We start from the raw sequence: 22,663 nt of genomic DNA, 5'->3' as shown, positions 1-22,663 counted from the left end.
CGTTCATGAGCTTTCTGTGCTCCTTAATTCGCGCCCGAGCCGTATCCTCATTTGACAGAGAGGAATCTAGAGATTGGCGCACATGTAACGCAAACAGACACATCCCCGATGAGAGCAGGATTGTGCAAAAGAGAATCCACGGAAACTTAATCAGACTGAAAAAATAGATTAGAATGTAACCGATGCCCGCACCAAATTGGCCAGAATTTAGAATCCCCAACGCCTCGGTCAAAACCATAGGAGCTATAAATCCCCCGACGGGTAGTGCTAGTATGACCGAAGCCGCGAATGTATCCACTCTAGGTGACGCATACCAACCCAACGCGAAACTTGAGGCGCCGATAGTCACAATTATTGCGGTGACTATGATCATTGGTTAAGCACCCCTCCCGTCCAAATACCGCCGCTTGGCCTCTTCCATCCGTCCCATCTCGCGGACGGCGTTTTCGATGGCGACCTCGTCGCTCTTGTCGGCATATCGGAACTCGCTGTCGGCGTAGCGGTTGATCTCTTGCATCACCATCTCGACCGTGATCGGCTGGCGTAGGTCCTCGATCATGGCCTTCTTGGTGTCGTAGTCTCGGAACAGGAACAGGTCGGGGTTTTCCATCCACTCGTCAGGCAGTTCGAAATCCATCGCGCGGACCTTGACCGCGTCGGTGATGTTCTTGATGGCGCGGCCGGTGAACCGTTCATCCGCCTGCTGGATCGCCTTGAGGTAGGTGCCCAGCTTGGCGATCGTGTCCATCTGGCCGATGTCGCCGGACACGCGGTCATAGACCTTCAGCAAGGCGTCCTCATGCGGGCGGGAGTGGCTTTCAAAACTGGCGGCGACGGCCTTCTTGATCTCCTGCGCGGCATAGGCTTCGTGCTCGCCCAGCGGGATGTCATGGTTGCGGCCCATCAGCAGGTGCAGGATGTCGATGTAATCCTCGCGCGTTTGCGGCCCGTCCACCAGGAACCGTGCGCCCGCCCGCTGGCGCAGGGCGTCGTCCACATTCTCGGGGTAGTTCGAGAACATGCCGAAAGTGCAGTTACCGCGTACAACGGTGTTGGCGCCGGCAAAGCTCTCCATCAATACGGCGGTAATTTCCAGTTGCCCGGCCGAGGACTGCCGGTCGCCGCGTTTGCCCGCCAGCTGGTCGATATCGTCGATGGTGCCAAACCCGATAACCGAGGGGTCGATGATCGTGTTGATGAAGGCCTTGGCGTTCTGGCCGGATTTGCCCTGATAGCTGTCGATATTGTCGGTGCTCAGGTTCTGATAGCGGAACGGATAGCCCGCGTTCTGGCAGTAGTCATTGATTAGCCCGGCCATCATCTGGATCAGGGTGGTTTTTCCGGTGCCCGGTTTGCCGTCGCCCATGAAAGTAAAGATGAACCCACCCAGTTCGGCAAACGGGTTCAGGCGGCGGTCGAAGTCATAGGCCATCACCATCTTGGCCAGCTTCATCGCCTGATACTTGGCGATGTGGTTGCCAACGACCTCGTTCGGTTTCTTGAACGTCATGGTCAGGGTGGTGGATTTGGCCTTCGAGGCGGGTTCAAACCCTCGGATCGTCAGATCATCGGCCTCGATATGCCAGGCGGCGTTGTGGAACGGGGCCAGATGACCAGCAGATTGCGCGCGCAGGGCGGCTTTTTCCATTAGCTGTTCGGCATAGGCGCTGGTGGCCGCGATCAGATAGGCATCGTCAGGGGCATGTTTGGCCAGCATCTGGTCCAGTTCCCACAATGCACCATGCAGGGCAAGTTGACCGTTGTCGGTCAAGACCTCTTCGATCTCACCAATATCAGCAGTGGTTTCGCCAAGATGCGAGGACATCAGATAGGCCAAGGCATTGCCGAAAGTATGCGAGGTGATCAGCGCCTCAGCCGTCAGCAATTCCGAAAACTCGGTCTTGCGCGCGGCGGGCAGATCGCCCGCAAGGTTCGCGCGTTTCAGGTCTGCCAGCGGTGTCTGTTCGGCATAGGCTTCAGCCACCGCCAGAGCAATGGCAACCGCACGGCGGATTGCCTGCTGCGTAGTGGCCTGCGGCGGCGAGACCAGCGTATCGCCATCATCCGAAGCTTCGATCCGTTCAACCAGATGCACCCCATCCGCGCGCGCAGTACGACGTGTCACCAACCCCGGAGTTGTGGACCGGAACCGCCGTCCGGTCGAGACACCCGGAGAGCGTTCAATGGTGGCTTCAACAGGTTTGGCAATCCGAGGTGCGTGTTCGAACCCGTTCAGCAAGGCGGTCGCTGCGGGATAATGCTTGCGAATGTCGTCTTCGCGCAATTCCATCTGATCTGACGTCAAACTCATCTCAAAACCGCCCTTGCTTCATCTTTTCAAAAATACTCTCGCCGAAGGCGAAATCCTCAATATCTCAACACCTGCCCGGTCTTGCTAACGACGAACTTGCGCACGTCGGCAAATCCCGGCGGGTTGCGCTCGGCCAGCACCTGGAACGGGCGCTGGGGCAGGATGATGGATCGCTGCGTGCTCGTGGCGCCGGTCTCGGCCCCCTGCCCGCCGAACGGGTCCAAAGCGAAGACCTCGCGTTCGACGGTGGAAAACCACCCGGCGCGTTCTTCGATCACGTCTTCGCTCTCCAATTCTTCCGTGGTCCAGGCCAGCGCCCAGTCCTGACCTTCGGGCGCCTGCGCGTCTTCCAGCACCTGCCGCAGTGGCCCGGATTGCTCCGTATAGGCCGAGGAATACATCGGGCCCACGTGGATGCGGCGCAGGTGTTTGGGGTGCAGGTCGTCGAAGTCCTGATCGAAACCTTTGGCGATGGTCACCAGTTTCAATCCACCCAAGGACTGCGCCATCAGATGCGCCTGCACTTCGGGCCAGCGGCGCTGATCCTTGGGCAGGGCCGTCTTGCCGCTGTCCTCAAGCTGCATCAGGTAGATGACCGGCAGGTTGATCTGGCTGTCATAGACCGCCCAGTGGATCATGAACTTGCGCCGCTCGCCTTCATTCCCGATCCAGTGGCATTCAGGATCGTTGCGGGACCAGAACAGCTGACCTTTCAACAATTCCTCGTAATAGAGCCTTTGGGACAGTGCGAATTGCAGCTTGGTGGGGATTTCCTGTTCGCTGATGATGGTGCGCACCATGTCGGTTTTCAGGTCGTCCTCTGAGGGCATATTTGCCAGATGTACTTGCGCCTGCTGCGCGTCGTTGGCCATGGTCAGCAACTCCGCCGCCACGGGAAACCCGCTGTCGCGCTTGTCCATCGCAAGGCTGCCAAAAAAACGCCCCGTATCGCGCCCGACCAGCAGGTACTTCATGCTGAGCGCACGGAACGTGTAGAGCAGCCCCGAGAGGTAGCGCGACACGATCCGCACCTCTTGCTTGCTGATCGCGCCCTCGGCCTCCATCGTCGCAGCCACACGAAGGAGATGGACGGTGATTACCTCAAATTTGCGGAAATAGCGGCGCGAGGCGAAGGTGTCGGTCAGGCCGACATGGTCTTGGGTGGGGTTAGTCATTATCCACGCGCTCTTTTCTTTGTCGGCGGCCGAACAACTTCTGATCAAGCTGTTCAAGTTTGATCAGACCGTTGGCAAACAGAACGCAAAAGCAGAATGTCATCAATAGAACACCCGCTATCAATATAAGTTTAGCTATCAAAGAATCCGGGGTCCAATCAGCTGTCAGAAGAAGCAAAGTTAGGAACCCACCAAAGACAACAAAGAGAATCCCTATCCTGAACCTGTAGCGTATTCCTTTTGGCTTGCCTTTGGAACGGAACGTCACTGAAGCGCCTCACCCCCCATACAAGTTCTTATCATGCTTCTCGACAATCGACGCGAACCGACGGGCAAAGCGTTCATCCGCCTTGGCCTTTTTCTCCAGCACGTCGCGGGCAAAGACCATGTGGTCCTCATGCGCCTCAAGCATGTCGGCCATCTTCTGGTTGGTCGCGGTGCCGATGGCGGCCATGGCGGTTTGCGCCTCTTGGTCGGTCTGCACGCCGATCTCGTTGATGCGGTGGGCCACGTCCTGCTGCTGCGCGGTTTTCAGCGATTTGGTCAGGGCGTCATACAGCACCACGCGCTGTTGCGTGTCTGTTTGCAGCTTGTTGATCAGCACCATCTGCGTCGCCGCCTGGTTCTGCAGGGAATCGACCCAGGTCTTGCCCTTTTCGATATAGCGCTCAAGCGTCTGGGACTTGGCCAGCTTGACCTGCTCTTCCTGAACCTTGGCGTTGTATTGCTTGTTCATCTCAGCCAGTTCGGTTTCCAGCTGGGTCCGCGCGGCGGCGTCCTGTTCGACGCTGATCTTGTTTTCCAGCGTGATGATGGCCGGGTCCATGCCCTGAATTTCAGCGCGCAAGGCTTCCAGTTCGGCCACGGTCGCCTCGCGGTCGTCCAGAGTGACGGTCAGGTTGTCCTCAACCTTTACCCGCTGCTCCTCCAACACCGACAACTGCCCTTCCAGCAGCTTGACGATCACGTCGGATTTGGCGATCAGGTCCTGCAGCTTGTCGTCGATATTGGCGGTGCGCATGCGCTCCTGCCGCATCGACTCGGATTTGGCTTTGGCAAAGATGCCGACAAACGATTCCCACCCGGTTTTCGATCGCATCTCGTCGAAATCCTTGGAAAACGCGTTGGTCACATCGTCCAGACCCATGATCAGCTCGGCGATATTGGCGTTCATCACCTCGGTATGGGCATGCACGTCTTCAAGCGTGGCATTTTCGATGTCGATATCCGCCTCAGTGGTGCCGATCTTGGCGCGGGCGGCCTCAATCCGCGATGTCAGCCCTTCGATCTGTGATTGGCTTTCACGGACTTTCGCCTGAGTCTCTTCGATCAAGGCATCAAATTGATGGTTCGACATCTCTGCTATCCCTTTTTTCTTTATTTACCCAATAAGATAGGGAATGTTACGGGTGTTTACATCCCCTTGGGTCCAAATTTCCTCCAGACTTTGACAAACTCAGCCTGAAAAAGATAGGCGTGATGCACGGCCTTGAACTGAAGGTTATTTGATCAAATCTGGATTGACCCGCTGGCGATAGTGGACATAGACATTCCGGACCCCACCTGATTGGGTGCGTTGAACCAATTTTCTGCCGGAGGCTGACCCATGCTGGACGCGACAACCGATCTGAAATCCCTTCTGAAAAACCCTGACCTGCTGGTGACCAAAGCCTATATTGGCGGTCAGTGGGTGGATGGCGACAATGGCACCCTTGCGGTGACCAACCCGGCCCGCGGGGATGTGGTGGCCGAGGTTGCCGATGTCAGCCGGGCGCAGGTGGCAGGCGCCATCGCTCAGGCCGAGGCTGCGCAAAAAGAATGGGCCAAGCTGACCGGCAAAGAACGCGCTGCAATCCTGCGCCGCTGGTTCGACCTGATGATGGAAAACGCCGAGGATCTGGGCAAGATCCTGACCGCCGAACAGGGCAAGCCGCTGGCTGAAGCCGTGGGTGAAATTGCCTATGGTGCCTCGTTCATCGAATTCTTCGGCGAAGAGGCCAAGCGTGTGTATGGCGAGACCATCCCCGGCCATCAGCGCGACAAGCGGATCACCGTGCTGAAACAGCCCATCGGTGTTGCGGCTTCGATCACTCCGTGGAATTTCCCCAACGCAATGATCACGCGCAAGGCGGCCCCGGCGCTGGCCGCAGGTTGCGCCTTTGTGGCCCGTCCGGCGACGGAAACGCCGTTGTCAGCGCTGGTGCTGGCGCTGCTGGCGGAACAGGCGGGCGTACCTGCCGGCGTGTTCAACGTCGTGCCCTCGTCTCAGGCCAGCGAGATCGGCAAAGAGTTCTGCGAAAACCCCGGCGTGCGCAAGCTGACATTTACAGGCTCGACCGAGGTGGGGCGCATCCTGCTGCGTCAGGCCGCCGATCAGGTCATGAAATGTTCGATGGAGCTGGGCGGCAATGCACCTTTCATTGTATTCGACGACGCCGATCTGGACGCGGCCGTCGAAGGCGCGATGATGTGCAAGTTCCGCAACAACGGCCAGACCTGTGTCTGCGCCAACCGCATCTATGTGCAGGCCGGTGTATACGACGAATTCGCAGCCAAGCTGAAAGCCGCAACCGAGGCCCTGCACGTCGGCGACGGCCTGAACCAGGGTATCACCACCGGCCCGCTGATCAGTGATGAGGCCGTGGCCAAGGTGCGCGAACATATTGCTGATGCCACGGAAAAAGGCGGCGTTATCCTGACCGGTGGCCTGCCGCATGATCTGGGCGGTACCTTCTTTCAGCCCACCATCGTCACCGGCGTGACGCAGGACATGAAGGTCGCGCAAGAGGAGACCTTCGGCCCGCTGGCCCCTCTGTTCAAGTTCGAGGACGAGGATGATGTCATCGCCATGGCCAATGACACGATCTTTGGTCTGGCTTCCTATTTCTATGCCAAGGACCTGAGCCGCGTCTACAAAGTGGCCGAGGCGCTGGAATACGGCATCGTCGGCGTGAACACCGGCATCATCTCAACCGAGCTGGGCCCGTTCGGCGGCGTCAAACAATCCGGCCTGGGTCGCGAAGGCAGCCATCACGGCATGGAAGACTATCTTGAGATGAAATATATCTGCATGTCGGTCTGATCCGATTGGGCCATCGCCATTCGGCGGTGGCCATTCTCAATACGCTGGGTTCCGGGTCTGAGGCTCAGTAATTCGAGTACCGGAAATTCACCACTGCATCGTTCTGAATTGCGCAATGGGCTTTGATCGTGCTGCGCGCATCATTGGTGTTCTTGGACCGGGCGACCTCCAGATCAATCAGATCGATCCCATCTGAATTTGTGGTGTAAGACAGCGTGCGCTCGAAATCGACAGCGTAATATCCCTGATTGGTCATCGCGGTTTTGGTGCGATGCATACACAGCCCAACTGCATTCTCTTCGGGCGAGACGTCGGGGTGTTTCTGGTACGGCGACCCGTGTTTATGGTGATGTTCAGCAATTGACGCGCCTAACACACCCAGAGCGACCCCTGCGATTATCTTCCCGGCATCGTCAGCTTGGGCATTTGTCGCTGTTAGTGCCGTAAACGCTAAGGCGGCACAAACTGCACTGGTGAAAATGAAACTAGAGCGCATGTTTCCCGGTTCCTTTTGTGGTCAACAATTTTGAATTCTTGATCAACGGTTAATCCTGAAAAAGACTAGCTCACGGTGTTTAGTGATTGCCGGAATTTTGGTGAACCAAAAGAGTTTGCTTAGGTGCGCTAAAAAAACAACGCCCCGCGTCTGGAGGAACGCGGGGCGCATGGTGCGACGACCCAGAGAGGAGGAGATCGCCGCGGCGTGTGGGTTGACCGCCTTAGTTCACGGCTTTGGCGTCGACCACATCCTTTTCAATGGCGTTGGCCGAAGCGATCTCGATCCGGCGCGGTTTCAGGGCCTCGGGCACCTCGCGCTTCAGGTCAATGTTCAGCATGCCGTTTTCGTGGTTGGCGCCGGTGACGCGCACGTGATCGGCCAGCGCAAAGCGGCGCTCGAACGCGCGGGTGGCGATGCCGCGGTGCAGGTAGCTGCGCTCTTGGTCTTCGGCGGCTTTCTTACCGGCGACGATCAGCGCGTTTTCCTTAACTTCGACCGACAGGTCATTTTCCGAAAAACCGGCGACAGCGACCGAAATGCGATAGGTGTCGGCATCGGTTTTTTCGATGTTGTAAGGCGGATAGCTGGGCTGAGCCACGTCATTGGTCAGAACGCGGTCCATCATGTCTGCGATCTGGTCGAAACCAATGGTTGCGCGGTGCAGCGGTGCAAAATCAAAAGTACGCATGTGTCATATCCTCATATCTGAGCGATCTACGATTTGCCCTCCGTTCGGACGGGCGATTGAGTATGCCAGGCCCCGTTCACGGCGACCCGGTACAATTCACATGGGGAGCATTTTGAACGAGTTCAAGACCCGTCGGATGAGATGAATTTGGCACCGGAACTGGACTTGTCCGACCCCACCTGCAACCGGCGGATCTTGGCCTTGGGCTGGGGTGCATCTCGGCGCAGGTCAGCTTTCAAATCAGAAACGATCCCAGACAGTTCCATGCCATACCCGACCTTGCGCCGACCATCAAAACCACCCGCGGATACAACCGACAGAATCTGCCAGCGCGGTCCCTTTTTTGCCAGAATGGCCGACCCCGAAGACCCAAAGGTTACGTCACAGTCAAAGCTGATCAGCCCGCGACCGCGTTGAAGGATGCTGCACGAACGCTGGCGCGTAATAGCCTCGGATCGGCCTTGCCCGTAGGATGCAACGCTGATCTCGTTGTCGTTGATCCGTCCCTCGTACAACGCAAACGGATCGGCGACGCCGTGCGGGACCGGGGCATCCAGACGCATCAGCGCCACATCGATGCGAACTCGCGGTGCCGAGACCGGCGCATTGGCCACAAAATCCGGATGGGTGGCGATCTGGATGACTTTGCGGTCGGCCAGAGAATTACCGTTGCTCAATCCGGCACGGAACGTCACTTCTCCGGGTTTATAGGGCCGGCCGGTGGCCTTATCCAACGCACAATGAGCCGCCGTCAGAACCAGATCCCGTGCAATCAGCGTGCCGGTGCAAAAGCCCTTATTGCCGATATCCAGACGGCCCACCGCCTCCCAGCCATAAAGGTCGTCACGATCCGTCAGCTTGCGTTTTGCGGTTTGCGAATGGGATGCAGTCGACAAGACAGACAAGCATAACAATGTGCCCAGCAGAATTCGTATCATGGCTTGATGAACCTCGCGCCAATGTTTCTTTTGGATGTACCCTCAGGGGTCGCAGCCAGAAACCCGCGCCCAGCCGACAGTTCAGCTTGCAACAGGCGCAGCGACCCTTCGACCGGGGTACCGACGGCAACGCGCTGGCCGTTCAACTCGGCCTTGGCAGCCACCACGGACACGATGCGCGGGCGGTCACCCTCAAAGGAAAAAACCGGCGCGCCCGAAGAGCCGAACTCGACATCGCAGGACATCACCAGAACTTCTGACCGGCGGGTCATGACCGAGCAGACCTCTTGCAGCGCCGGGGCTTCGGCCCTGTCCTGCCCGTACGAGACAACGCCCACCTCTTCCCCACGACGGGGACGATCGCCGGTTTCAAACGGGATCACAGTGGTGTTGCGAATGGGTTGCCACAACTCGATCAGTGCAATGTCATTGCGCAACCGTGCCGTCGAAGTTTCGTTGTCATAGCGATAGTCCGGATGCACCACCGCCTGCCGCGCCGCACGATAGGCGGACGCGCGGCCCAGACGCCACGCGGCCCAAAACTCGACCCCGGACAGATCGATCCGCTGACCGGTTGTTTTGTCGTACAGGCAATGCGCGGCGGTCAGCACCAAAGTAGGTGAGATCAGCGTACCCGTGCAAAACCCCGATCCGTTTATATCCAGACGGCCAACAGCCATCCACGCCCGCCCGGCATCGGTGGTATCCAGGCTTTTTAGCCCACTATCCTGCGCCGCGGCCGCTATCGGCATCAATGCCAGCGCTAAAGCCCTGATCCAGTTTTGCAAGCGGTTCTCCGGCGTTGCTGTTGGATCACCTTCCTAAGGTCGTGGTTGGGCGAAAATAGGGCAGCCGTGCCGGGTTTGGTTTCGTCCGAAAACTGATGCGCCGCTGCATCAACCAGGCTTATCTGAGGATCGGAATCTGTGCCCCATCACCCGGTTGCAAGGCCCGTGGTTTGGGGCCACCGGTGGCCCAGTCCAACAATTCAACCGTGTGCAAAACCGGAATATCTGTGCCCGAGCCGATTTGCATCATGCAACCAATATTGCCCGCCGCGATCATGTCGGGCTTCTTGGCCTCAAGCGTTTTCACTTTGCGCTGCTTCAACTGGCCCGAGATTTCCGGCTGCATCAGGTTATACGTACCAGCGCTGCCACAGCACAAATGGCTGTCAGCAGGCTCTAATACGGTGAATCCAGCCTTTTTCAACAAAGTCTTGGGATGAGTTTTGATCTGTTGCCCATGCTGCAGAGAACATGCCGCGTGATAGGCAACGGTCAAGTTCTGGTTCGTACCTTCGGGAAGGTCCAGAAGCATCAGCAATTCGCTGACATCCATCGAGATATCCGCCACCCGCGCAGCGTCTTCGGCCAGAGGATCGTTTCGGAACATGTGCCCGTAATCCTTGACCGTCGTGCCGCAACCTGAGGTGTTGATAACAATGGCGTCCAGTCCACCGCCATCCATCTCGGCCGTCCAGGCCTTGATATTGGCTTGGGCCGCTTTGTGACTGTCGCCGGTCTTGCCCATGTGATGGGTCAGCGCGCCACAGCACCCGGCCCCTTTGGCCACCACAACCTCACACCCCAACCGGGTCAGCAGGCGAATGGTTGCGTCGTTGATATCGGTGTTGAGCGCCTTTTGCGCACAGCCCGTCATCAAAGCCACGCGTTTCTTGCGCGGTTCCTTGGACACAAAGCTTTGCGGGTCGTCATTTCGGCTGACCGGAGGGATATGCTTGGGCGCCATATCCAACATCGCCCGCAGCCGCGCATCCGGCATGAGGAAGCGAAACGGGCGGCCCAGTTTCGCCCCAAGTAGCGCCCAGCGGAATCGTGTCGGGTAGGGCAGAATTTGCGCCAGTATCCAGCGCAGCGCACGATCACTGAAGGGGCGATTGTAATTCTGTTCGATATAGTCCCGCGCGTGATCAACCAGATGCATGTAATGCACGCCGGACGGACAAGTTGTCATACAAGCCAGGCAGGACAGACAACGATCGATGTGCCGTACCGTTTTTTCATCCGGCACACGCTCATTCTCAAGCATGTCCTTGATCAGATAGATACGTCCGCGCGGGCTGTCGAGTTCGTCGCCCAGTACCTGATAGGTAGGGCAGGTGGCAGTACAGAACCCGCAATGTACACAGCTGCGCAGAATTTCATTCGCGCGCTGGGTCGCCGGGTCCTTTAGCTGTTCTTCGGTAAATGTCGTCTGCATCAATTTATCCCATCAGGCCCGGATTGAAGAGGCCGCGTGGATCAAAACGCTGTCTTAATCCCCGTGTTAGAGCCTTAACTTCGGCAGGTTCAGGCTGAAATTGACCCAATGTTTCTATTGTATCTGCTCCAGCCCGTACCAGTGTTGCGTGGCCGTCAAATGCACCCAAACGTGCGCGCAGATCGGTTCCTTGTGAGACCCGCGCCCAGATCAATCCCCCGCCCCAATCGAACAGAAGCTGGTCCGCCGCCAGATGCATCGAAACTTCGGGCGCGTCGCTTGGCTTGACCGAGATCCTCCAGACGTCGCCGTCCTGACCCTGAAACGGTTTGACATCACGCAGGCCTCGCCACAGGTCCGCAGGATCCGGGATTTCTTTGACCTCACCGAATCCGGTCAATACGGATCTCAGCTGGCCCAAGCGATAGGACACCGAATCGGAAAACCCCTCGATCCGCAAAAAGGTGCGCCCATCTTGAGGGTCATACGCGGCCCCGTTGACCTCAAACGGAGATTTCAGCGCTGCGGACATGGCTTGCACTGCGTCTTCAGCATCCGAGACCTGTACAGCCAAGGTCGCGGTGGATTCGGGCTTTGGCAGCACTTTCAGCGACACTTCGGTTAAAATCCCCAACGTGCCCCAGGACCCCGCCATCAGTTTGACCACATCGTATCCGGTGACGTTTTTCATCACCCGGCCACCGTTCTTGATCACCTGCCCATTGCCATCGACATACCGCACACCCAGCAGGAAATCCCGGCAGGCCCCGGCTTGAATACGCCGTGGGCCCGAGATATTGGCCGCCACGACACCGCCGATGGTGGGCTCTCCGCCCGTGCCCAGCAGACCACGATGATCCATAGGCTCAAACGGCAATTGCTGGCCTTCTGCTTCCAGAGCGGCCTCAATTTCGGCCAAGGGTGTGCCGGCCTGCGCCACAAGGGTCAGCGCGCCGGGTTCATACAGGGTTATGCCGCTTAGGCCCGCGGTGTGAATGGTTGCGTCTGGCCCGCCAATACCACGGGTGCCACCACCGGCAATACGCACCGGATGGCTCAGTCCGGCCACCATCTCGGCCAGTTCGGTTTCCGTCTTGGGTTTCATCGCATATCTTTTGTGTTAGAGCCTTTTATTCCGCGACCATACGCACATCGCGCCGGGATGCTGACGCGTCCAGAGGGAACACTTTGGCGGGGTTCAGCAACCATTTCGGATCAAACACATCCTTGATCGCCATCTGTGCTTCCAGGTCTTGCGGCGTGTATTGATGTGCCATCAAATCCCTCTTTTCCACGCCTACCCCGTGTTCACCCGTCAGGCAGCCGCCTACATCGACGCATAGCCGCAGAATGTCGACGCCAAACGCCTCGCATTTCTCAAGATCACCGGGTTTGTTGGCGTCGAACAGGATCAGAGGGTGCATGTTACCATCACCCGCATGAAACACATTACCGACGGGCAGGCCGTAGTCTTGGCTCATCTCGCCGATCCGGCGCAACACTTCGGGCAGGGACGAGACCGGGATCGTACCGTCCAGACACATATAGTCGTTCATCTGCCCCATGGCCCCAAAGGCCGATTTCCGGCCCAACCAAATCTTGGCGCTTTCCTCGGGCGATTGGCTTTCGCGAATTTCCACCGGGTTATGGCGTTTGGCAATCTCGACGATCTTCGACAGTTGATAGTCGATCTCAGCCTCGGACCCTTCGACCTCGATAATCAGCAGCGCCGTGCAATCGGGATAGCCTGCTTTGGCAAAATTCTCACAAGCCCTGATGCACAGCGTGTCCATAAACTCGATCGCGACGGGCAGAATGCCCGATTTGATAATATCCGAGACACAATGCCCGGCGACTTCGTTGTCGTCGAAACCAATCAGAACCGGCCGAGCGCCCTCGGGTTTGCGCAGTATGCGAAGCGTTGCTTCGGTCACGACACCCAATTGCCCTTCCGAGCCGCAAACCACCCCCAGCAGGTCCAATCCACCTGCATCCAGATGCGCGCCGCCGATCTCAACCACACTGCCGTCCATCAATACCATGGTCACGCCCAACAAGTTGTTGGTCGTCACACCGTATTTCAGGCAATGCGCCCCGCCGGAATTCATCGCGACATTGCCCGCGATGGCGCAGGCCAGTTGTGACGAAGGATCGGGGGCGTAAAAGAAATCCTCTTCCTCAACGGCCCCGGTCACGCTCAGATTGGTGCGGCCGGTCTGGACGCGGATATAGCGATTGTCATAATCGGTCTCCAACACCTCGTTCATGCGGGCGATGCCCAGAATGACGCAATCCGCCGTCGGCAATGCCCCGCCCGCCAGAGACGTGCCCGAACCGCGCGGCACAACCGGCACGCCTTCGGCATGGCAGATGCGCAGCACGTCCGAGACCTGTTGCGTGGTCGCCGGCAGCACCGCCAGCATCGGAGGACATGTATACGCCGTCAGCGCATCGCATTCATACGCGAGGGTTTCAGCAGCATCATGGATCACGGCATCTTGGGGCAAAACCTCCAGCAATTGCTGCAAAACGGCGTCCCTGCGGCGCAGAATATCTGGGTTTGGCGTTGGCATGTCCATGGCGAGCCCTCCGGTTTGGTAAATTAATATTACCAATTTCTACATCTGGCAAGTTCTCTTGGCCGCGCGTAGTGTCGCGACCATGACCTGGATTGAACGCGCCCTGGTGTTTTCACCACTCGACTATGCGGCCATTTTGCTGCTGTTTTGTGCCTGGCAGTGGATCGGCTGGCGGATCGACAACCCTTCACCGCGCAAAAACTCCGTCACGATGATGATGGATGATTTTCGCCGCAACTGGATGCACGAGATGGTAACGCGCCAACCGCGCATGTTTGATGCGCAGATGGTTGGCACCATGCGGCAGGGCAGCACGTTTTTCGCCTCGACCACGATGATTGCCATTGGCGGCGGGCTGGCCTTGCTGGGCAATACCGAACGTCTGGCCGGAGTGGCGCAGGATCTGGCCATAGGCAGCGCCCCGGCCTTGGTCTGGGAGATCAAGATTCTGATTGTACTGGCATTTCTGTCCAACGCGTTTCTGAAGTATGTCTGGGCGCATCGCCTGTTCGGCTATTGCGGGGTGCTGATGGCCGCCGTGCCCAATGACCCCGAAGACCCGCAGGCCTATCCCCGCGCCGCGCAAGCCGCCGAGATTTGCGTTACCGCCGCGCGCAGCTTCAACCGTGCCCTTCGAGCGACCTATTTTGCGCTGGCCTCGGTGACATGGATATTGGGGCCGGTTGCCCTGATCATCGGCACCACCGTCACCTTTGGCGTGTTGTACCGGCGGGAATTTGCCTCGCATTCACGATCGATCCTGATGGACCTGCCACCCAACACAGGTTCGTGATGACGCGGGTGCGTCGCACACCCTATGGTCAGCGCATGCGATACCTGATTCTCAGTGCCTTTCTGGCCAGCCCTGCCCTTGCCGATCCGTCGGTGATCGAGAATGTCTCAGCCCGTCAGAGCGGCGATACCTGGCGATTCGACGTGACGATCCGCCATCCCGATACTGGCTGGGATCATTACGCCGATGGCTGGCGCGTGCTGGATATGGACGGCGACGAGCTGGGCATGCGCGTGTTGCACCATCCACATGAGAATGAGCAGCCCTTTACCCGTTCACTCAGTGGTGTCGTGATTCCCAAGGGCGCTACTCAAGTGCAGGTTCAGGCACGGTGCAATGTGGATGGCTGGAACGAAGGCACCACGGTTGTTGATCTGAACTGAGAGTCAGAAAACACCCAGACTCAGACCTGCGGCCAAGGCGGCGCCGATTTCGCGACATTTTTCCAGTTGATCATCAGGGATGGTCTTTTCCGCCAAGATCGCCTTGGGCGATTGAGCGTGGGTACAGATGATCAGGGGCGGTTGCACCTCTTTCAACCGCCAGCCAGTTGCGATCCGGGCCATTTGGCGCGCGGCGTTCTCGCCATCGGACCCGGCGCACACCATCTGGGCATAGGGACGGCCTTCGATCTTGCCCAGTACGGGATAATAGCTGCGGTCGAAAAACTCTTTCATCAAACCCGAAATCGCGGCCAGATTCTCGGGCGCGCAGAACAGGTAGCCATCGGCGCGCAGGAGATCGTCCGGTCCGGCCTGATCGGCGGGTTTCAGGATGGTTTCAGCCTCATCATGCGCGGCCTCAGCCGCGGCTTCGGCCATTTGCCGGGCGCCGCCGGTGCGCGAATGGTAGACGATCAAAAGCTGCGCCATGTCAGACCCGGTGGTAAGGGCCGCCCGACAGGATGGTTGCAGCCCGGTACAGTTGCTCGGCCAGCATCACACGGACCAGCATATGGGGCCAGACCATTGACCCGAATGAGATAGAAAAATCGGCCTCGTCCCGCAGATTAGGGTCTATTCCGTCCGCCCCGCCAATGATCAGCGCCAAATCCTGACGCCCGGCATCGCGCCATCCGCCCAGTTTCTTGGCAAAATCCGGCGAGGACATCACCCGCCCCCGCTCGTCCAGTGTGCAGATTACTGCGCCCTTGGGCAGAGCCTTACGCAGCAGTGCGGCTTCCGCCCCCATGCCTGCGTTTTTCTTGTCCTCAACTTCGATCACCTGCGCAGGACCAAGGCCCAGCGCGCGGCCGGTCCGGTCAAATCGGGTCAGGTAATCATCAAGCAGGGACTTCTCCGGTCCGGCACGCAATCGCCCGACCGCACAAATGCTTATACGCATATTTCTCTCGCCGCCGGCCTGTTAATGCAGGCCGGGATGGCGCCTCAGTTCGCCGAGGCGCTGCCGCCCTGAGGCAGCCACATCTTTTCCAGCTGATAGAATTCACGCACTTCGGGGCGGAAGATATGGACGATCACGTCGCCCGTATCGATCAACACCCAGTCGCCGGCATCCTTGCCTTCGACCTTCGAGGTGAAACCGAATTCCTGCTTGATGCGATCCGTCAGCTTTTCCGCCATGGCCGAGACCTGACGGGTCGACCGACCCGAGGCAATCACCATGTGATCCGCAACCGAAGACTTGCCTTGCAGGTTGATCTGCACGACATCTTCGGCCTTGTCATCGGAAAGTGAGGAAAGGATACGTTCAAGCAGCTTGTCGCTGATTGACTGAGAGTGAGCCATTACATTGGCCCGGTCATCGGCGGGCAAACCCGCCTGGGTATGTAGAGACAGAACATAGTCCTCCTTTGCTGCGCGCCGTAAAACCCCGGCGCCGGGGTACTAATAAGGTAACAAGGGGAATGCAACATTTCAATGAAACGCCGCTATGCGGGGCGCACAGGGGATCACTCTTTGGCGACCTGTTGCGTGGCTGCGTCGGACAACAACCGAACCTCGCGCTGGGGGAAAGGGATGGAAATACCTTTGGATTTAAACGCATCCCACAGGGCCAGATAGACATTGCCGCGGATATTGGTCAGGCCCTTGGTCGGGTCACTAATCCAGAACCGCAGGACGTAATCCACGCTGCTGTCACCAAACCCGGTGATGTGGCAGACCGGCTCGTGCTTACCGCCACTTAACACGCGCGTTACGGATTTGACCGCACCGATGGCCGTTGCACGGACATTATGCGGGTCGTCGTCGTAGCTGGTGCCGAACTCCAGGTCCAATCGCACGAATTTGTCGGAATGCGACCAGTTCACCACCTGATTGGTGATCAGATCCTCGTTCGGAATCAGGTATTCCCGCCCGTCCCGCGTCACGACCGAGACATAACGCGCGCCCAGCGCATTGATCCAGCCGAACGTGTCGCCCAACGAGATCACGTCGCCCGGCTTGATCGACCGGTCCATCAGGATGATGATCCCGGATATCAGGTTGGACACCACCTTTTGCAGCCCGAACCCGATCCCCACACCAATCGCACCGGACAGCAGCGCAATACCGGTCAGGTCAAACCCAAGCGTGCGGATGGCTGCCAGAAAGACAGCGCCATACAGCAGCACCTGAATGCCCTTGGCCAACAACACCTGCATGGATGGGGTGATGTCGTCATTGTTCATCAGCCCCCGCTCAGCCGCGCGGGTGCCAATACGGGCCAGCGTCAGCAAAATACCGATCAGCAGAACCGCCTTGATGATCCCCAGCGCCGAGATGTGCAGATCGCCGATGGAAATCGCTACCCCGTCCAGAAAATCGGCCACGTCATCGGTCAGATTCAGCGCAATCAGCGTTGCATAGACCCACATGGCCCATTTGAATATCCGCCGCAGGGTCCGGTTGCGCACCAGCCGCGCCACCAGGGCAATGGCCAGCCACGCCAAGGCCAAAGTCGCAAACACGCCGATAATGTAACTGCGCGACGGCCAGGTGACTTGCTGCATCAAAAGATACAACGCCCAGGACATCACCACGAAATAAACCAGCGTCAGGCGCTGCATTAACTGCACCAAGGTACGCAGCCGCCATTTCGGCCAGCCCGAGCGGGACCGGGCCCAGGTCTCCCACCGGCCTTGCGTTGCCAATTTCAAAAGGAGGGCCAACCCCCAAAGAACAACAATGATGACCAACTGGTGCTGTCGCCAACCGGGGGTGACAATCAGTTCGACAAGGTTTTCGAATTGCACGGAAAAGCCCGCGACCATGTTTTCATAAAGGTCCGACAGCGAGCTGGGGATCAGGTCCTGATTCATGGTTCCAGCTTGGACAGCGTTGCACAATGATGCAAGTCTGACACCGGATTGAACCTTGATTGACAGCAAAGCCCGATATATCTGGTGCGCATGAGACTCAATCTGGCCCCTGCACCGACGTTGCAAGACCGCACGCGCCTGCGTGAACGGTTCTTTGGGGCCGCCCGCACGGTTCTGGCCCGCCTATAAGGCGCGTCCAGCCACTCGCCAGCTATTTCTCATTTAAATACGGGAGAGGACCAATGTCCCCCAAAACACTCTATGACAAAATCTGGGATGCCCATGTCGCGCACGAAGCCGATGATGGCACCTGCCTGCTGTATATCGACCGCCACCTGGTCCACGAAGTGACCAGCCCGCAGGCGTTCGAAGGCCTGCGCATGGCGGGCCGCAAGGTGCGCGCCCCGGAAAAAACCATCGCCGTGCCGGATCATAACGTTCCGACTACACCGGACCGCGTGAACGGGATCGAAAACCCGGAATCGCGCATTCAGGTCGAAGCGTTGGACAAGAACGCCAAGGATTTCGGCATTCACTATTACCCAGTGCATGACGTCCGTCAGGGCATCGTTCATATCGTCGGCCCGGAACAGGGCTGGACCCTGCCCGGCATGACCGTTGTCTGCGGCGACAGCCACACCGCCACCCATGGCGCGTTTGGCGCGCTGGCCCACGGTATCGGCACGTCTGAGGTCGAGCATGTTCTGGCCACACAGACTCTGATCCAGAAGAAATCCAAGAACATGAAGGTCGAGATCACCGGCAAATTGCAGCCAGGCGTGACCGCCAAGGACATCACTCTGGCCGTGATTGGTGAGACCGGTACGGCTGGCGGCACCGGCTATGTCATCGAGTATTGTGGCGAAGCGATCCGTGATCTGTCGATGGAAGGTCGCATGACCGTCTGCAACATGGCCATCGAAGGTGGCGCCCGGGCGGGCCTGATAGCGCCGGACGAAACTACGTTTGAATATGTCAAAGGTCGCCCGCACGCTCCTAAAGGTGCGCAATGGGAAGCGGCTTTGAACTGGTGGAAAACGCTCTACACCGACGAAGACGCGCATTTTGACAAGGTTATCACTCTGCGCGGCGAAGACATTGCGCCAGTCGTCACATGGGGCACCAGCCCCGAAGACGTCCTGCCGATCACCGCAACCGTGCCGAACCCCGAGGATTTCGAAGGCGGCAAGGTCGAGGCGGCCCGCCGCTCGATCGAATATATGGGCCTGGAAGCGGGCCAAAAGCTGAGCGATGTGGAAATTGACACCGTCTTTATCGGGTCCTGCACCAATGGCCGGATCGAAGACCTGCGCGCCGCCGCCGAAATTCTGAAGGGCAAAAAGATCAAAGATGGTCTGCGGGCCATGATCGTTCCCGGCTCGGGCCTGGTGCGCGCTCAGGCCGAAGAAGAGGGTCTGGCGGATATCTTCAAAGCAGCAGGCTTTGAATGGCGTCTGGCTGGGTGTTCGATGTGCCTGGCGATGAATCCGGATCAGCTGGCACCGGGGGAACGCTGTGCCGCGACCTCGAACCGCAACTTCGAAGGTCGTCAGGGCCGGGGCGGACGCACCCACCTGCTGAGCCCTGCAATGGCTGCCGCTGCGGCAATTACGGGACGGCTGACAGACGTCCGTGAATTGATGTAAGGTCTCCTCATATCTAGATATTTGAGGGATTGAACACATGAGTGACTGGATCAAATGGTTCCTGCTGGGGCTGCTGTCGATAGCATTTGGCGTCTTTGCGCTGGGCAATGCGATTGCAGCTTCGGTTGCGGTGACGGTGGTGACTGGGGTGTTGCTGCTGATTGCAGGCGCGTTGCAGGTTGTCGGCGGGTTCACCGTCGAAGGCACCGGCAACAAGATCCTGTCTCTCATCATGGGTGTGGTGATGCTGTTTCTGGGCTGGTCCTTCCTGGATCACCCGCTGCAGGGGACCTTGACCTTGGCGACGGTGATGCTGGTTCTGTTTATGGCAGGCGGCATCGCTCGGGTCATTCTGTCGTTCCAAATGAAAGGAACGCAGTTTTTCTGGCCCACGATGATCTCGGGCATCTTGTCGATCGTCCTCGCCGCTATCATCTGGACGTATGTGGGCAAGGAACCCCAGGCTCTGCTGAGCATTCTGGGGATCTTCCTGGGCATTGAGATGCTGTTCAACGGGTTCGGATTGGTCTTCATGGCGCTCTTCATCAAGAACGCACCCAAAGACGAAACAATAGAAGCGAAACAGGCTTAAACGCGGGGAACGGGCGCAGCCTTCTCCCGCAGGAGTGTGAACATGGAAAAGTTTGACAAAGTCCACGGGGTGGCTGCCCCAATGCCACTGATCAATATCGACACCGATATGATCATTCCGAAAGTGCATCTGAAAACCATTAAACGGTCCGGCCTTGGCGTCGTGCTGTTTGATGAGATGCGCTATCACGATGACGGGCAGGAGAACGAAGAATTCGTCCTGAACCAACCCGCCTATCGTGAAACCGAGATTCTGGTGGCAGGCGACAATTTTGGCTGCGGTTCGTCCCGCGAGCACGCGCCCTGGGCAATCAAGGATTTCGGCATCAAGGTGGTGATCTCGACCAGCTTTGCCGACATCTTCTATAACAACTGCTTCAAGAACGGCATTCTGCCGATCGTGGTCGAAGAAGAACATCACGCGCTGCTGATGGAAGATGCCCATAAGGGTCAGAACGCCCGCATGACCGTGCATCTGGAAGATCAGCAGATCACAACATCGGATGGCGTCGTGATCGAGTTTGACGTCGACCCACACCGCAAACACTGCCTGCTGAACGGTTTGGACGATATTGGCCTGACGATGGAAAAAGACCATCACATCGACAAATTCGAGGATCACGCAGGCCAGGCCCGCCCCTGGGTGTGATTCTGTGGATGAATCTGTGAATACTCAACCTAATGGGGTCGTCTCGGCGGCCCCATTCGCATTCTTGGGGTCAAAGGTCTAACTACCACAAGATATAGGTATCAATTTGAGATACACGTCGGATTTGCGTCGAAAATGATGCAATCCCGCACCAGTTGCGCCATCATTTTGCCCGAAACTACGTGTTTTCTGCACCCTGGCTTGAGCGAAATGTCGCTTATCGTCAAAGTTGGCGAGACAGAGGCATCCGTCATAAAAAATGCGGCGGGCACAAGTTGGAACGTAAGTCGGCACAGAATCGGCTACTCCGGTTTGGAAAGGGTTCGGATAGTGATTGCGCGCACAACTGGGGCGGCAATTCGGGGAATAATGGTTGCACTGATGGTGCTAACCCCCGCGTTGTACTTGCCCGTATCGTCAACGAATGGCACCGAGATTGTCGTCTTTCTCGCCATTCTCGCATTCTTTCTGACGTTTGCTGAATATAACTCGGCCTTTCCCAGCTTTATCGAATTCCGCGACGCACCACCTGTGAACCGCCTGCGTTTTGTCGGGTTGATGTCGATGATCACTTTCCTGACGCTGATCTGCAAAAACGCCTATGCGCCCAGCGATCTGACCGGGCTTTTTTATGCGTTGGGGCTGGGCATCGCCAATGTTGTCGATTTCCCCTATTCGCCGGTTCGGCTGGTTGTGCTGGTGCTGCCCGCCGATGCCAACGCGCCGCTGATCGAATTGGTGCGTATCTCTGCCAGTGTTGCTTATGTTGCCGCGCTAGTGACCATTGCCAGCTTTGCCTATGCGGTGAAGATGCGCGGCTGGCCTACCGGCAACGGTGCGTTCAACGTCTGGACCAACCTGCCTCTGTTTGACCCGACCAAGGGCGGGGACGTCGTCACCCGCCTGCAACGGGACGGGCGCCTGAATATCTCGATCGGGGTGCTGCTGCCATTCCTGATTCCAGCGCTGATCAAATTGCTGACTGACTATGCCAACCCGATCTCGCTGAGCAATCCTCAGACCATGATCTGGACCATGAGCGCCTGGGCCTTCCTGCCCGCCTCAATGATCATGCGCGGCATGGCGACATTGCGCATCGCCAATCTGATCGTTGAAAAGCGCCGCGCCTATTCCACGGCTGAGTCCACACAGGCCGCATGATCCGCATTCTTCTTCTGTTGCTGTTGCCGGTAATGGCACAGGCAGAAACGCTGCGCATTGCCACCTTCAACACTGAACTTAACCGCGACGGGCCTGGTCTGTTGCTGCGCGATATCCGGCGCGGCGATCCACAGGTACAGGCGGTGGTCGACGTTCTGGTCGCCGCCCGACCAGATATCGTCAGCTTGCAAGGCATCGACTGGGATATGGACGGGCAGGCTTTGACTGCTTTGGTCGATCTGTTGCGGACCGCTGGACTGGACTATCCCCATCACTTCGCCGCCCAGCCCAATGCGGGGCTTGAGACCGCTTTGGATCTGAACGGAGACGGGCGCACCCATGGCCCGGCAGACGCGCAGGGCTGGGGTCGTTTCACCGGTCAGGGTGGGCTTGCGGTGCTGTCACGGCACCCTATCCGCACCGACACTGTGCAGCAGTTTACGGATCTGCTGTGGCGCGACCTACCGGGCGCGCAATTGCCAGTGACGGAAGACGGCCCCTTCCCATCAGAACAGGCCCAGCGCATTCAGCGCCTGTCCGCTGTTGCCCATTGGATCGTACCTGTGGACACACCCATTGGTTCGCTGGATCTGATGACATTTCACGCGGCCCCACCAGTGTTTGACGGCCCCGAGGACCGCAACGGGTTGCGCAACCGCGACGAAATCCGCCTTTGGTCCGCAGTTCTGGACGGAGAATTGGGGCATAGGCCCCAAGGCCCCTTCGTGATCGCCGGAGATGCCAATCTGGACCCGACACGCGGCGATGGGCGGAAAGAGGCAATACAGGCGCTGCTGGCCGATCCGCGCTTGCAGGACCCACACACAGATCAACCATTGGAGTCCCAGACTACTGTGGTCTGGAAGGCGGTGGGCGAAATGCGGGTGGATTACGTGCTGCCCTCGGCCGACCTGCAAGTTACCGCAGCGGGGGTGTTCTGGCCCAAACCGGGCACGCCTCTGCGCATCGCCGCCGAACAGGCCAGCAGACACCGGTTGGTCTGGGTCGACATTGCTGCGCCCAAGCAGCTTTCGCACTGATCCATTCATTTAACTTCTGTTATTGC

The 22,663-nt window shown here is 58.2% G+C and carries 23 protein-coding genes; 9 read left to right on the top strand and 14 right to left on the bottom strand.

Annotated features, from left to right (window positions below):
• Positions 1–376: 376 nt before the first annotated feature.
• From ACR0DL_RS14455 to ACR0DL_RS14445, 3 genes are all read right to left on the bottom strand, one after another.
• A complete protein-coding gene (locus tag ACR0DL_RS14455; protein WP_480689784.1) occupies positions 377–2,311 on the bottom strand; it encodes an AAA family ATPase in 1,935 nt (644 codons plus the stop codon).
• A gap of 56 nt (positions 2,312–2,367) precedes the next feature.
• On the bottom strand, positions 2,368–3,486 hold the full coding sequence (locus ACR0DL_RS14450; RefSeq protein WP_170552300.1) for a hypothetical protein: 1,119 nt from the start codon (positions 3,484–3,486) through the stop codon (positions 2,368–2,370).
• Positions 3,487–3,763: 277 nt separating this feature from the next.
• The gene (locus ACR0DL_RS14445; RefSeq protein ID WP_170552297.1) at positions 3,764–4,843 is read right to left on the bottom strand and encodes a coiled-coil domain-containing protein; all 1,080 of its coding nucleotides are present in this window, start codon (positions 4,841–4,843) and stop codon (positions 3,764–3,766) included.
• A gap of 249 nt (positions 4,844–5,092) precedes the next feature.
• Here ACR0DL_RS14445 and ACR0DL_RS14440 point away from each other — a divergent pair, with 249 nt between their 5' ends.
• Positions 5,093–6,568 carry an NAD-dependent succinate-semialdehyde dehydrogenase gene (locus ACR0DL_RS14440; RefSeq protein WP_170361865.1) on the top strand — a complete coding sequence of 492 codons (1,476 nt, stop codon included), beginning with the start codon at positions 5,093–5,095 and terminating at the stop codon, positions 6,566–6,568.
• A 64-nt stretch (positions 6,569–6,632) separates the two neighbouring features.
• On the opposite strand, the gene ACR0DL_RS14435 is transcribed toward ACR0DL_RS14440, so the two are convergent.
• From ACR0DL_RS14435 to ACR0DL_RS14405, 7 genes are all read right to left on the bottom strand, one after another.
• Positions 6,633–7,064 carry a hypothetical protein gene (locus tag ACR0DL_RS14435; protein ID WP_480689782.1) on the bottom strand — a complete coding sequence of 144 codons (432 nt, stop codon included), beginning with the start codon at positions 7,062–7,064 and terminating at the stop codon, positions 6,633–6,635.
• A gap of 223 nt (positions 7,065–7,287) precedes the next feature.
• Positions 7,288–7,755, bottom strand: coding sequence for an Hsp20 family protein (locus ACR0DL_RS14430; protein WP_170351869.1), 468 nt, complete (start codon positions 7,753–7,755; stop codon positions 7,288–7,290).
• A 122-nt stretch (positions 7,756–7,877) separates the two neighbouring features.
• Positions 7,878–8,693 carry a trypsin-like serine peptidase gene (locus ACR0DL_RS14425; RefSeq protein WP_480663488.1) on the bottom strand — a complete coding sequence of 272 codons (816 nt, stop codon included), beginning with the start codon at positions 8,691–8,693 and terminating at the stop codon, positions 7,878–7,880.
• Positions 8,690–9,481, bottom strand: coding sequence for a trypsin-like serine peptidase (locus ACR0DL_RS14420; protein WP_480663486.1), 792 nt, complete (start codon positions 9,479–9,481; stop codon positions 8,690–8,692). Before ACR0DL_RS14420 ends, ACR0DL_RS14425 begins: the two co-directional genes overlap by 4 nt.
• 118 nt (positions 9,482–9,599) lie before the next feature.
• On the bottom strand, positions 9,600–10,916 hold the full coding sequence (gene glcF / locus ACR0DL_RS14415; protein ID WP_480689780.1) for a glycolate oxidase subunit GlcF: 1,317 nt from the start codon (positions 10,914–10,916) through the stop codon (positions 9,600–9,602).
• 4 nt (positions 10,917–10,920) lie between these two features.
• On the bottom strand, positions 10,921–12,021 hold the full coding sequence (gene glcE, locus ACR0DL_RS14410; protein WP_480689778.1) for a glycolate oxidase subunit GlcE: 1,101 nt from the start codon (positions 12,019–12,021) through the stop codon (positions 10,921–10,923).
• Positions 12,022–12,046: 25 nt separating this feature from the next.
• Positions 12,047–13,495, bottom strand: coding sequence for an FAD-linked oxidase C-terminal domain-containing protein (locus ACR0DL_RS14405; RefSeq protein WP_480689776.1), 1,449 nt, complete (start codon positions 13,493–13,495; stop codon positions 12,047–12,049).
• 82 nt (positions 13,496–13,577) lie between these two features.
• Here ACR0DL_RS14405 and ACR0DL_RS14400 point away from each other — a divergent pair, with 82 nt between their 5' ends.
• Positions 13,578–14,288: a DUF599 domain-containing protein gene (locus ACR0DL_RS14400; RefSeq protein ID WP_170379329.1), complete on the top strand. Its 711-nt coding sequence runs from the start codon at positions 13,578–13,580 to the stop codon at positions 14,286–14,288.
• A 35-nt stretch (positions 14,289–14,323) separates the two neighbouring features.
• A complete protein-coding gene (locus ACR0DL_RS14395) occupies positions 14,324–14,671 on the top strand; it encodes a hypothetical protein (protein ID WP_170379331.1) in 348 nt (115 codons plus the stop codon).
• 3 nt (positions 14,672–14,674) lie between these two features.
• On the opposite strand, the gene ACR0DL_RS14390 is transcribed toward ACR0DL_RS14395, so the two are convergent.
• The 4 genes from ACR0DL_RS14390 to ACR0DL_RS14375 form a co-directional block, all read right to left on the bottom strand.
• Positions 14,675–15,160 carry a flavodoxin family protein gene (locus ACR0DL_RS14390; RefSeq protein ID WP_480689773.1) on the bottom strand — a complete coding sequence of 162 codons (486 nt, stop codon included), beginning with the start codon at positions 15,158–15,160 and terminating at the stop codon, positions 14,675–14,677.
• A gap of 1 nt (position 15,161) precedes the next feature.
• Positions 15,162–15,632 carry a 23S rRNA (pseudouridine(1915)-N(3))-methyltransferase RlmH gene (gene rlmH, locus ACR0DL_RS14385; RefSeq protein WP_480689772.1) on the bottom strand — a complete coding sequence of 157 codons (471 nt, stop codon included), beginning with the start codon at positions 15,630–15,632 and terminating at the stop codon, positions 15,162–15,164.
• Positions 15,633–15,676: 44 nt separating this feature from the next.
• On the bottom strand, positions 15,677–16,036 hold the full coding sequence (rsfS, locus tag ACR0DL_RS14380; RefSeq protein WP_058276550.1) for a ribosome silencing factor: 360 nt from the start codon (positions 16,034–16,036) through the stop codon (positions 15,677–15,679).
• A gap of 164 nt (positions 16,037–16,200) precedes the next feature.
• Positions 16,201–17,550, bottom strand: coding sequence for a mechanosensitive ion channel family protein (locus ACR0DL_RS14375; protein ID WP_170351860.1), 1,350 nt, complete (start codon positions 17,548–17,550; stop codon positions 16,201–16,203).
• 90 nt (positions 17,551–17,640) lie between these two features.
• Here ACR0DL_RS14375 and ACR0DL_RS14370 point away from each other — a divergent pair, with 90 nt between their 5' ends.
• The 6 genes from ACR0DL_RS14370 (at position 17,641) to ACR0DL_RS14345 (ending at position 22,637) form a co-directional block, all read left to right on the top strand.
• Positions 17,641–17,739 carry an isopropylmalate isomerase gene (locus tag ACR0DL_RS14370; RefSeq protein WP_170351859.1) on the top strand — a complete coding sequence of 33 codons (99 nt, stop codon included), beginning with the start codon at positions 17,641–17,643 and terminating at the stop codon, positions 17,737–17,739.
• A gap of 53 nt (positions 17,740–17,792) precedes the next feature.
• Positions 17,793–19,196 carry a 3-isopropylmalate dehydratase large subunit gene (gene leuC, locus ACR0DL_RS14365; protein WP_170413102.1) on the top strand — a complete coding sequence of 468 codons (1,404 nt, stop codon included), beginning with the start codon at positions 17,793–17,795 and terminating at the stop codon, positions 19,194–19,196.
• Between the two features lie 37 nt (positions 19,197–19,233).
• Positions 19,234–19,788: an HdeD family acid-resistance protein gene (locus ACR0DL_RS14360; RefSeq protein ID WP_170351857.1), complete on the top strand. Its 555-nt coding sequence runs from the start codon at positions 19,234–19,236 to the stop codon at positions 19,786–19,788.
• Positions 19,789–19,830: 42 nt separating this feature from the next.
• Positions 19,831–20,436, top strand: coding sequence for a 3-isopropylmalate dehydratase small subunit (gene leuD, locus ACR0DL_RS14355; protein ID WP_170351856.1), 606 nt, complete (start codon positions 19,831–19,833; stop codon positions 20,434–20,436).
• 330 nt (positions 20,437–20,766) lie between these two features.
• Positions 20,767–21,597, top strand: coding sequence for a hypothetical protein (locus tag ACR0DL_RS14350; RefSeq protein ID WP_170361854.1), 831 nt, complete (start codon positions 20,767–20,769; stop codon positions 21,595–21,597).
• Positions 21,594–22,637 carry an endonuclease/exonuclease/phosphatase family protein gene (locus ACR0DL_RS14345; RefSeq protein ID WP_480689771.1) on the top strand — a complete coding sequence of 348 codons (1,044 nt, stop codon included), beginning with the start codon at positions 21,594–21,596 and terminating at the stop codon, positions 22,635–22,637. The genes ACR0DL_RS14350 and ACR0DL_RS14345 overlap by 4 nt, the downstream gene beginning before the upstream one ends.
• Positions 22,638–22,663 lie beyond the last annotated feature (26 nt).

The sequence above is a fragment of the Ruegeria sp. BB5 genome, from assembly GCF_056539405.1.
This window is presented reverse-complemented; position numbering and strand designations above follow the sequence as displayed.

What these genes read in the sequence shown, in the direction of transcription:
- ACR0DL_RS14455 (WP_480689784.1), bottom strand. Translation starts at nt 2,311, where the DNA reads ATGAGTTTGACGTCAGATCAGATGGAATTGCGCGAAGACGACATTCGC.
- ACR0DL_RS14450 (WP_170552300.1), bottom strand. Translation starts at nt 3,486, where the DNA reads ATGACTAACCCCACCCAAGACCATGTCGGCCTGACCGACACCTTCGCC.
- ACR0DL_RS14445 (WP_170552297.1), bottom strand. Translation starts at nt 4,843, where the DNA reads ATGTCGAACCATCAATTTGATGCCTTGATCGAAGAGACTCAGGCGAAA.
- ACR0DL_RS14440 (WP_170361865.1), top strand. Translation starts at nt 5,093, where the DNA reads ATGCTGGACGCGACAACCGATCTGAAATCCCTTCTGAAAAACCCTGAC.
- ACR0DL_RS14435 (WP_480689782.1), bottom strand. Translation starts at nt 7,064, where the DNA reads ATGCGCTCTAGTTTCATTTTCACCAGTGCAGTTTGTGCCGCCTTAGCG.
- ACR0DL_RS14430 (WP_170351869.1), bottom strand. Translation starts at nt 7,755, where the DNA reads ATGCGTACTTTTGATTTTGCACCGCTGCACCGCGCAACCATTGGTTTC.
- ACR0DL_RS14425 (WP_480663488.1), bottom strand. Translation starts at nt 8,693, where the DNA reads ATGATACGAATTCTGCTGGGCACATTGTTATGCTTGTCTGTCTTGTCG.
- glcF (WP_480689780.1), bottom strand. Translation starts at nt 10,916, where the DNA reads ATGCAGACGACATTTACCGAAGAACAGCTAAAGGACCCGGCGACCCAG.
- glcE (WP_480689778.1), bottom strand. Translation starts at nt 12,021, where the DNA reads ATGAAACCCAAGACGGAAACCGAACTGGCCGAGATGGTGGCCGGACTG.
- ACR0DL_RS14405 (WP_480689776.1), bottom strand. Translation starts at nt 13,495, where the DNA reads ATGGACATGCCAACGCCAAACCCAGATATTCTGCGCCGCAGGGACGCC.
- ACR0DL_RS14400 (WP_170379329.1), top strand. Translation starts at nt 13,578, where the DNA reads ATGACCTGGATTGAACGCGCCCTGGTGTTTTCACCACTCGACTATGCG.
- ACR0DL_RS14395 (WP_170379331.1), top strand. Translation starts at nt 14,324, where the DNA reads ATGCGATACCTGATTCTCAGTGCCTTTCTGGCCAGCCCTGCCCTTGCC.
- ACR0DL_RS14390 (WP_480689773.1), bottom strand. Translation starts at nt 15,160, where the DNA reads ATGGCGCAGCTTTTGATCGTCTACCATTCGCGCACCGGCGGCGCCCGG.
- rlmH (WP_480689772.1), bottom strand. Translation starts at nt 15,632, where the DNA reads ATGCGTATAAGCATTTGTGCGGTCGGGCGATTGCGTGCCGGACCGGAG.
- rsfS (WP_058276550.1), bottom strand. Translation starts at nt 16,036, where the DNA reads ATGGCTCACTCTCAGTCAATCAGCGACAAGCTGCTTGAACGTATCCTT.
- ACR0DL_RS14375 (WP_170351860.1), bottom strand. Translation starts at nt 17,550, where the DNA reads ATGAATCAGGACCTGATCCCCAGCTCGCTGTCGGACCTTTATGAAAAC.
- ACR0DL_RS14370 (WP_170351859.1), top strand. Translation starts at nt 17,641, where the DNA reads ATGAGACTCAATCTGGCCCCTGCACCGACGTTGCAAGACCGCACGCGC.
- leuC (WP_170413102.1), top strand. Translation starts at nt 17,793, where the DNA reads ATGTCCCCCAAAACACTCTATGACAAAATCTGGGATGCCCATGTCGCG.
- ACR0DL_RS14360 (WP_170351857.1), top strand. Translation starts at nt 19,234, where the DNA reads ATGAGTGACTGGATCAAATGGTTCCTGCTGGGGCTGCTGTCGATAGCA.
- leuD (WP_170351856.1), top strand. Translation starts at nt 19,831, where the DNA reads ATGGAAAAGTTTGACAAAGTCCACGGGGTGGCTGCCCCAATGCCACTG.
- ACR0DL_RS14345 (WP_480689771.1), top strand. Translation starts at nt 21,594, where the DNA reads ATGATCCGCATTCTTCTTCTGTTGCTGTTGCCGGTAATGGCACAGGCA.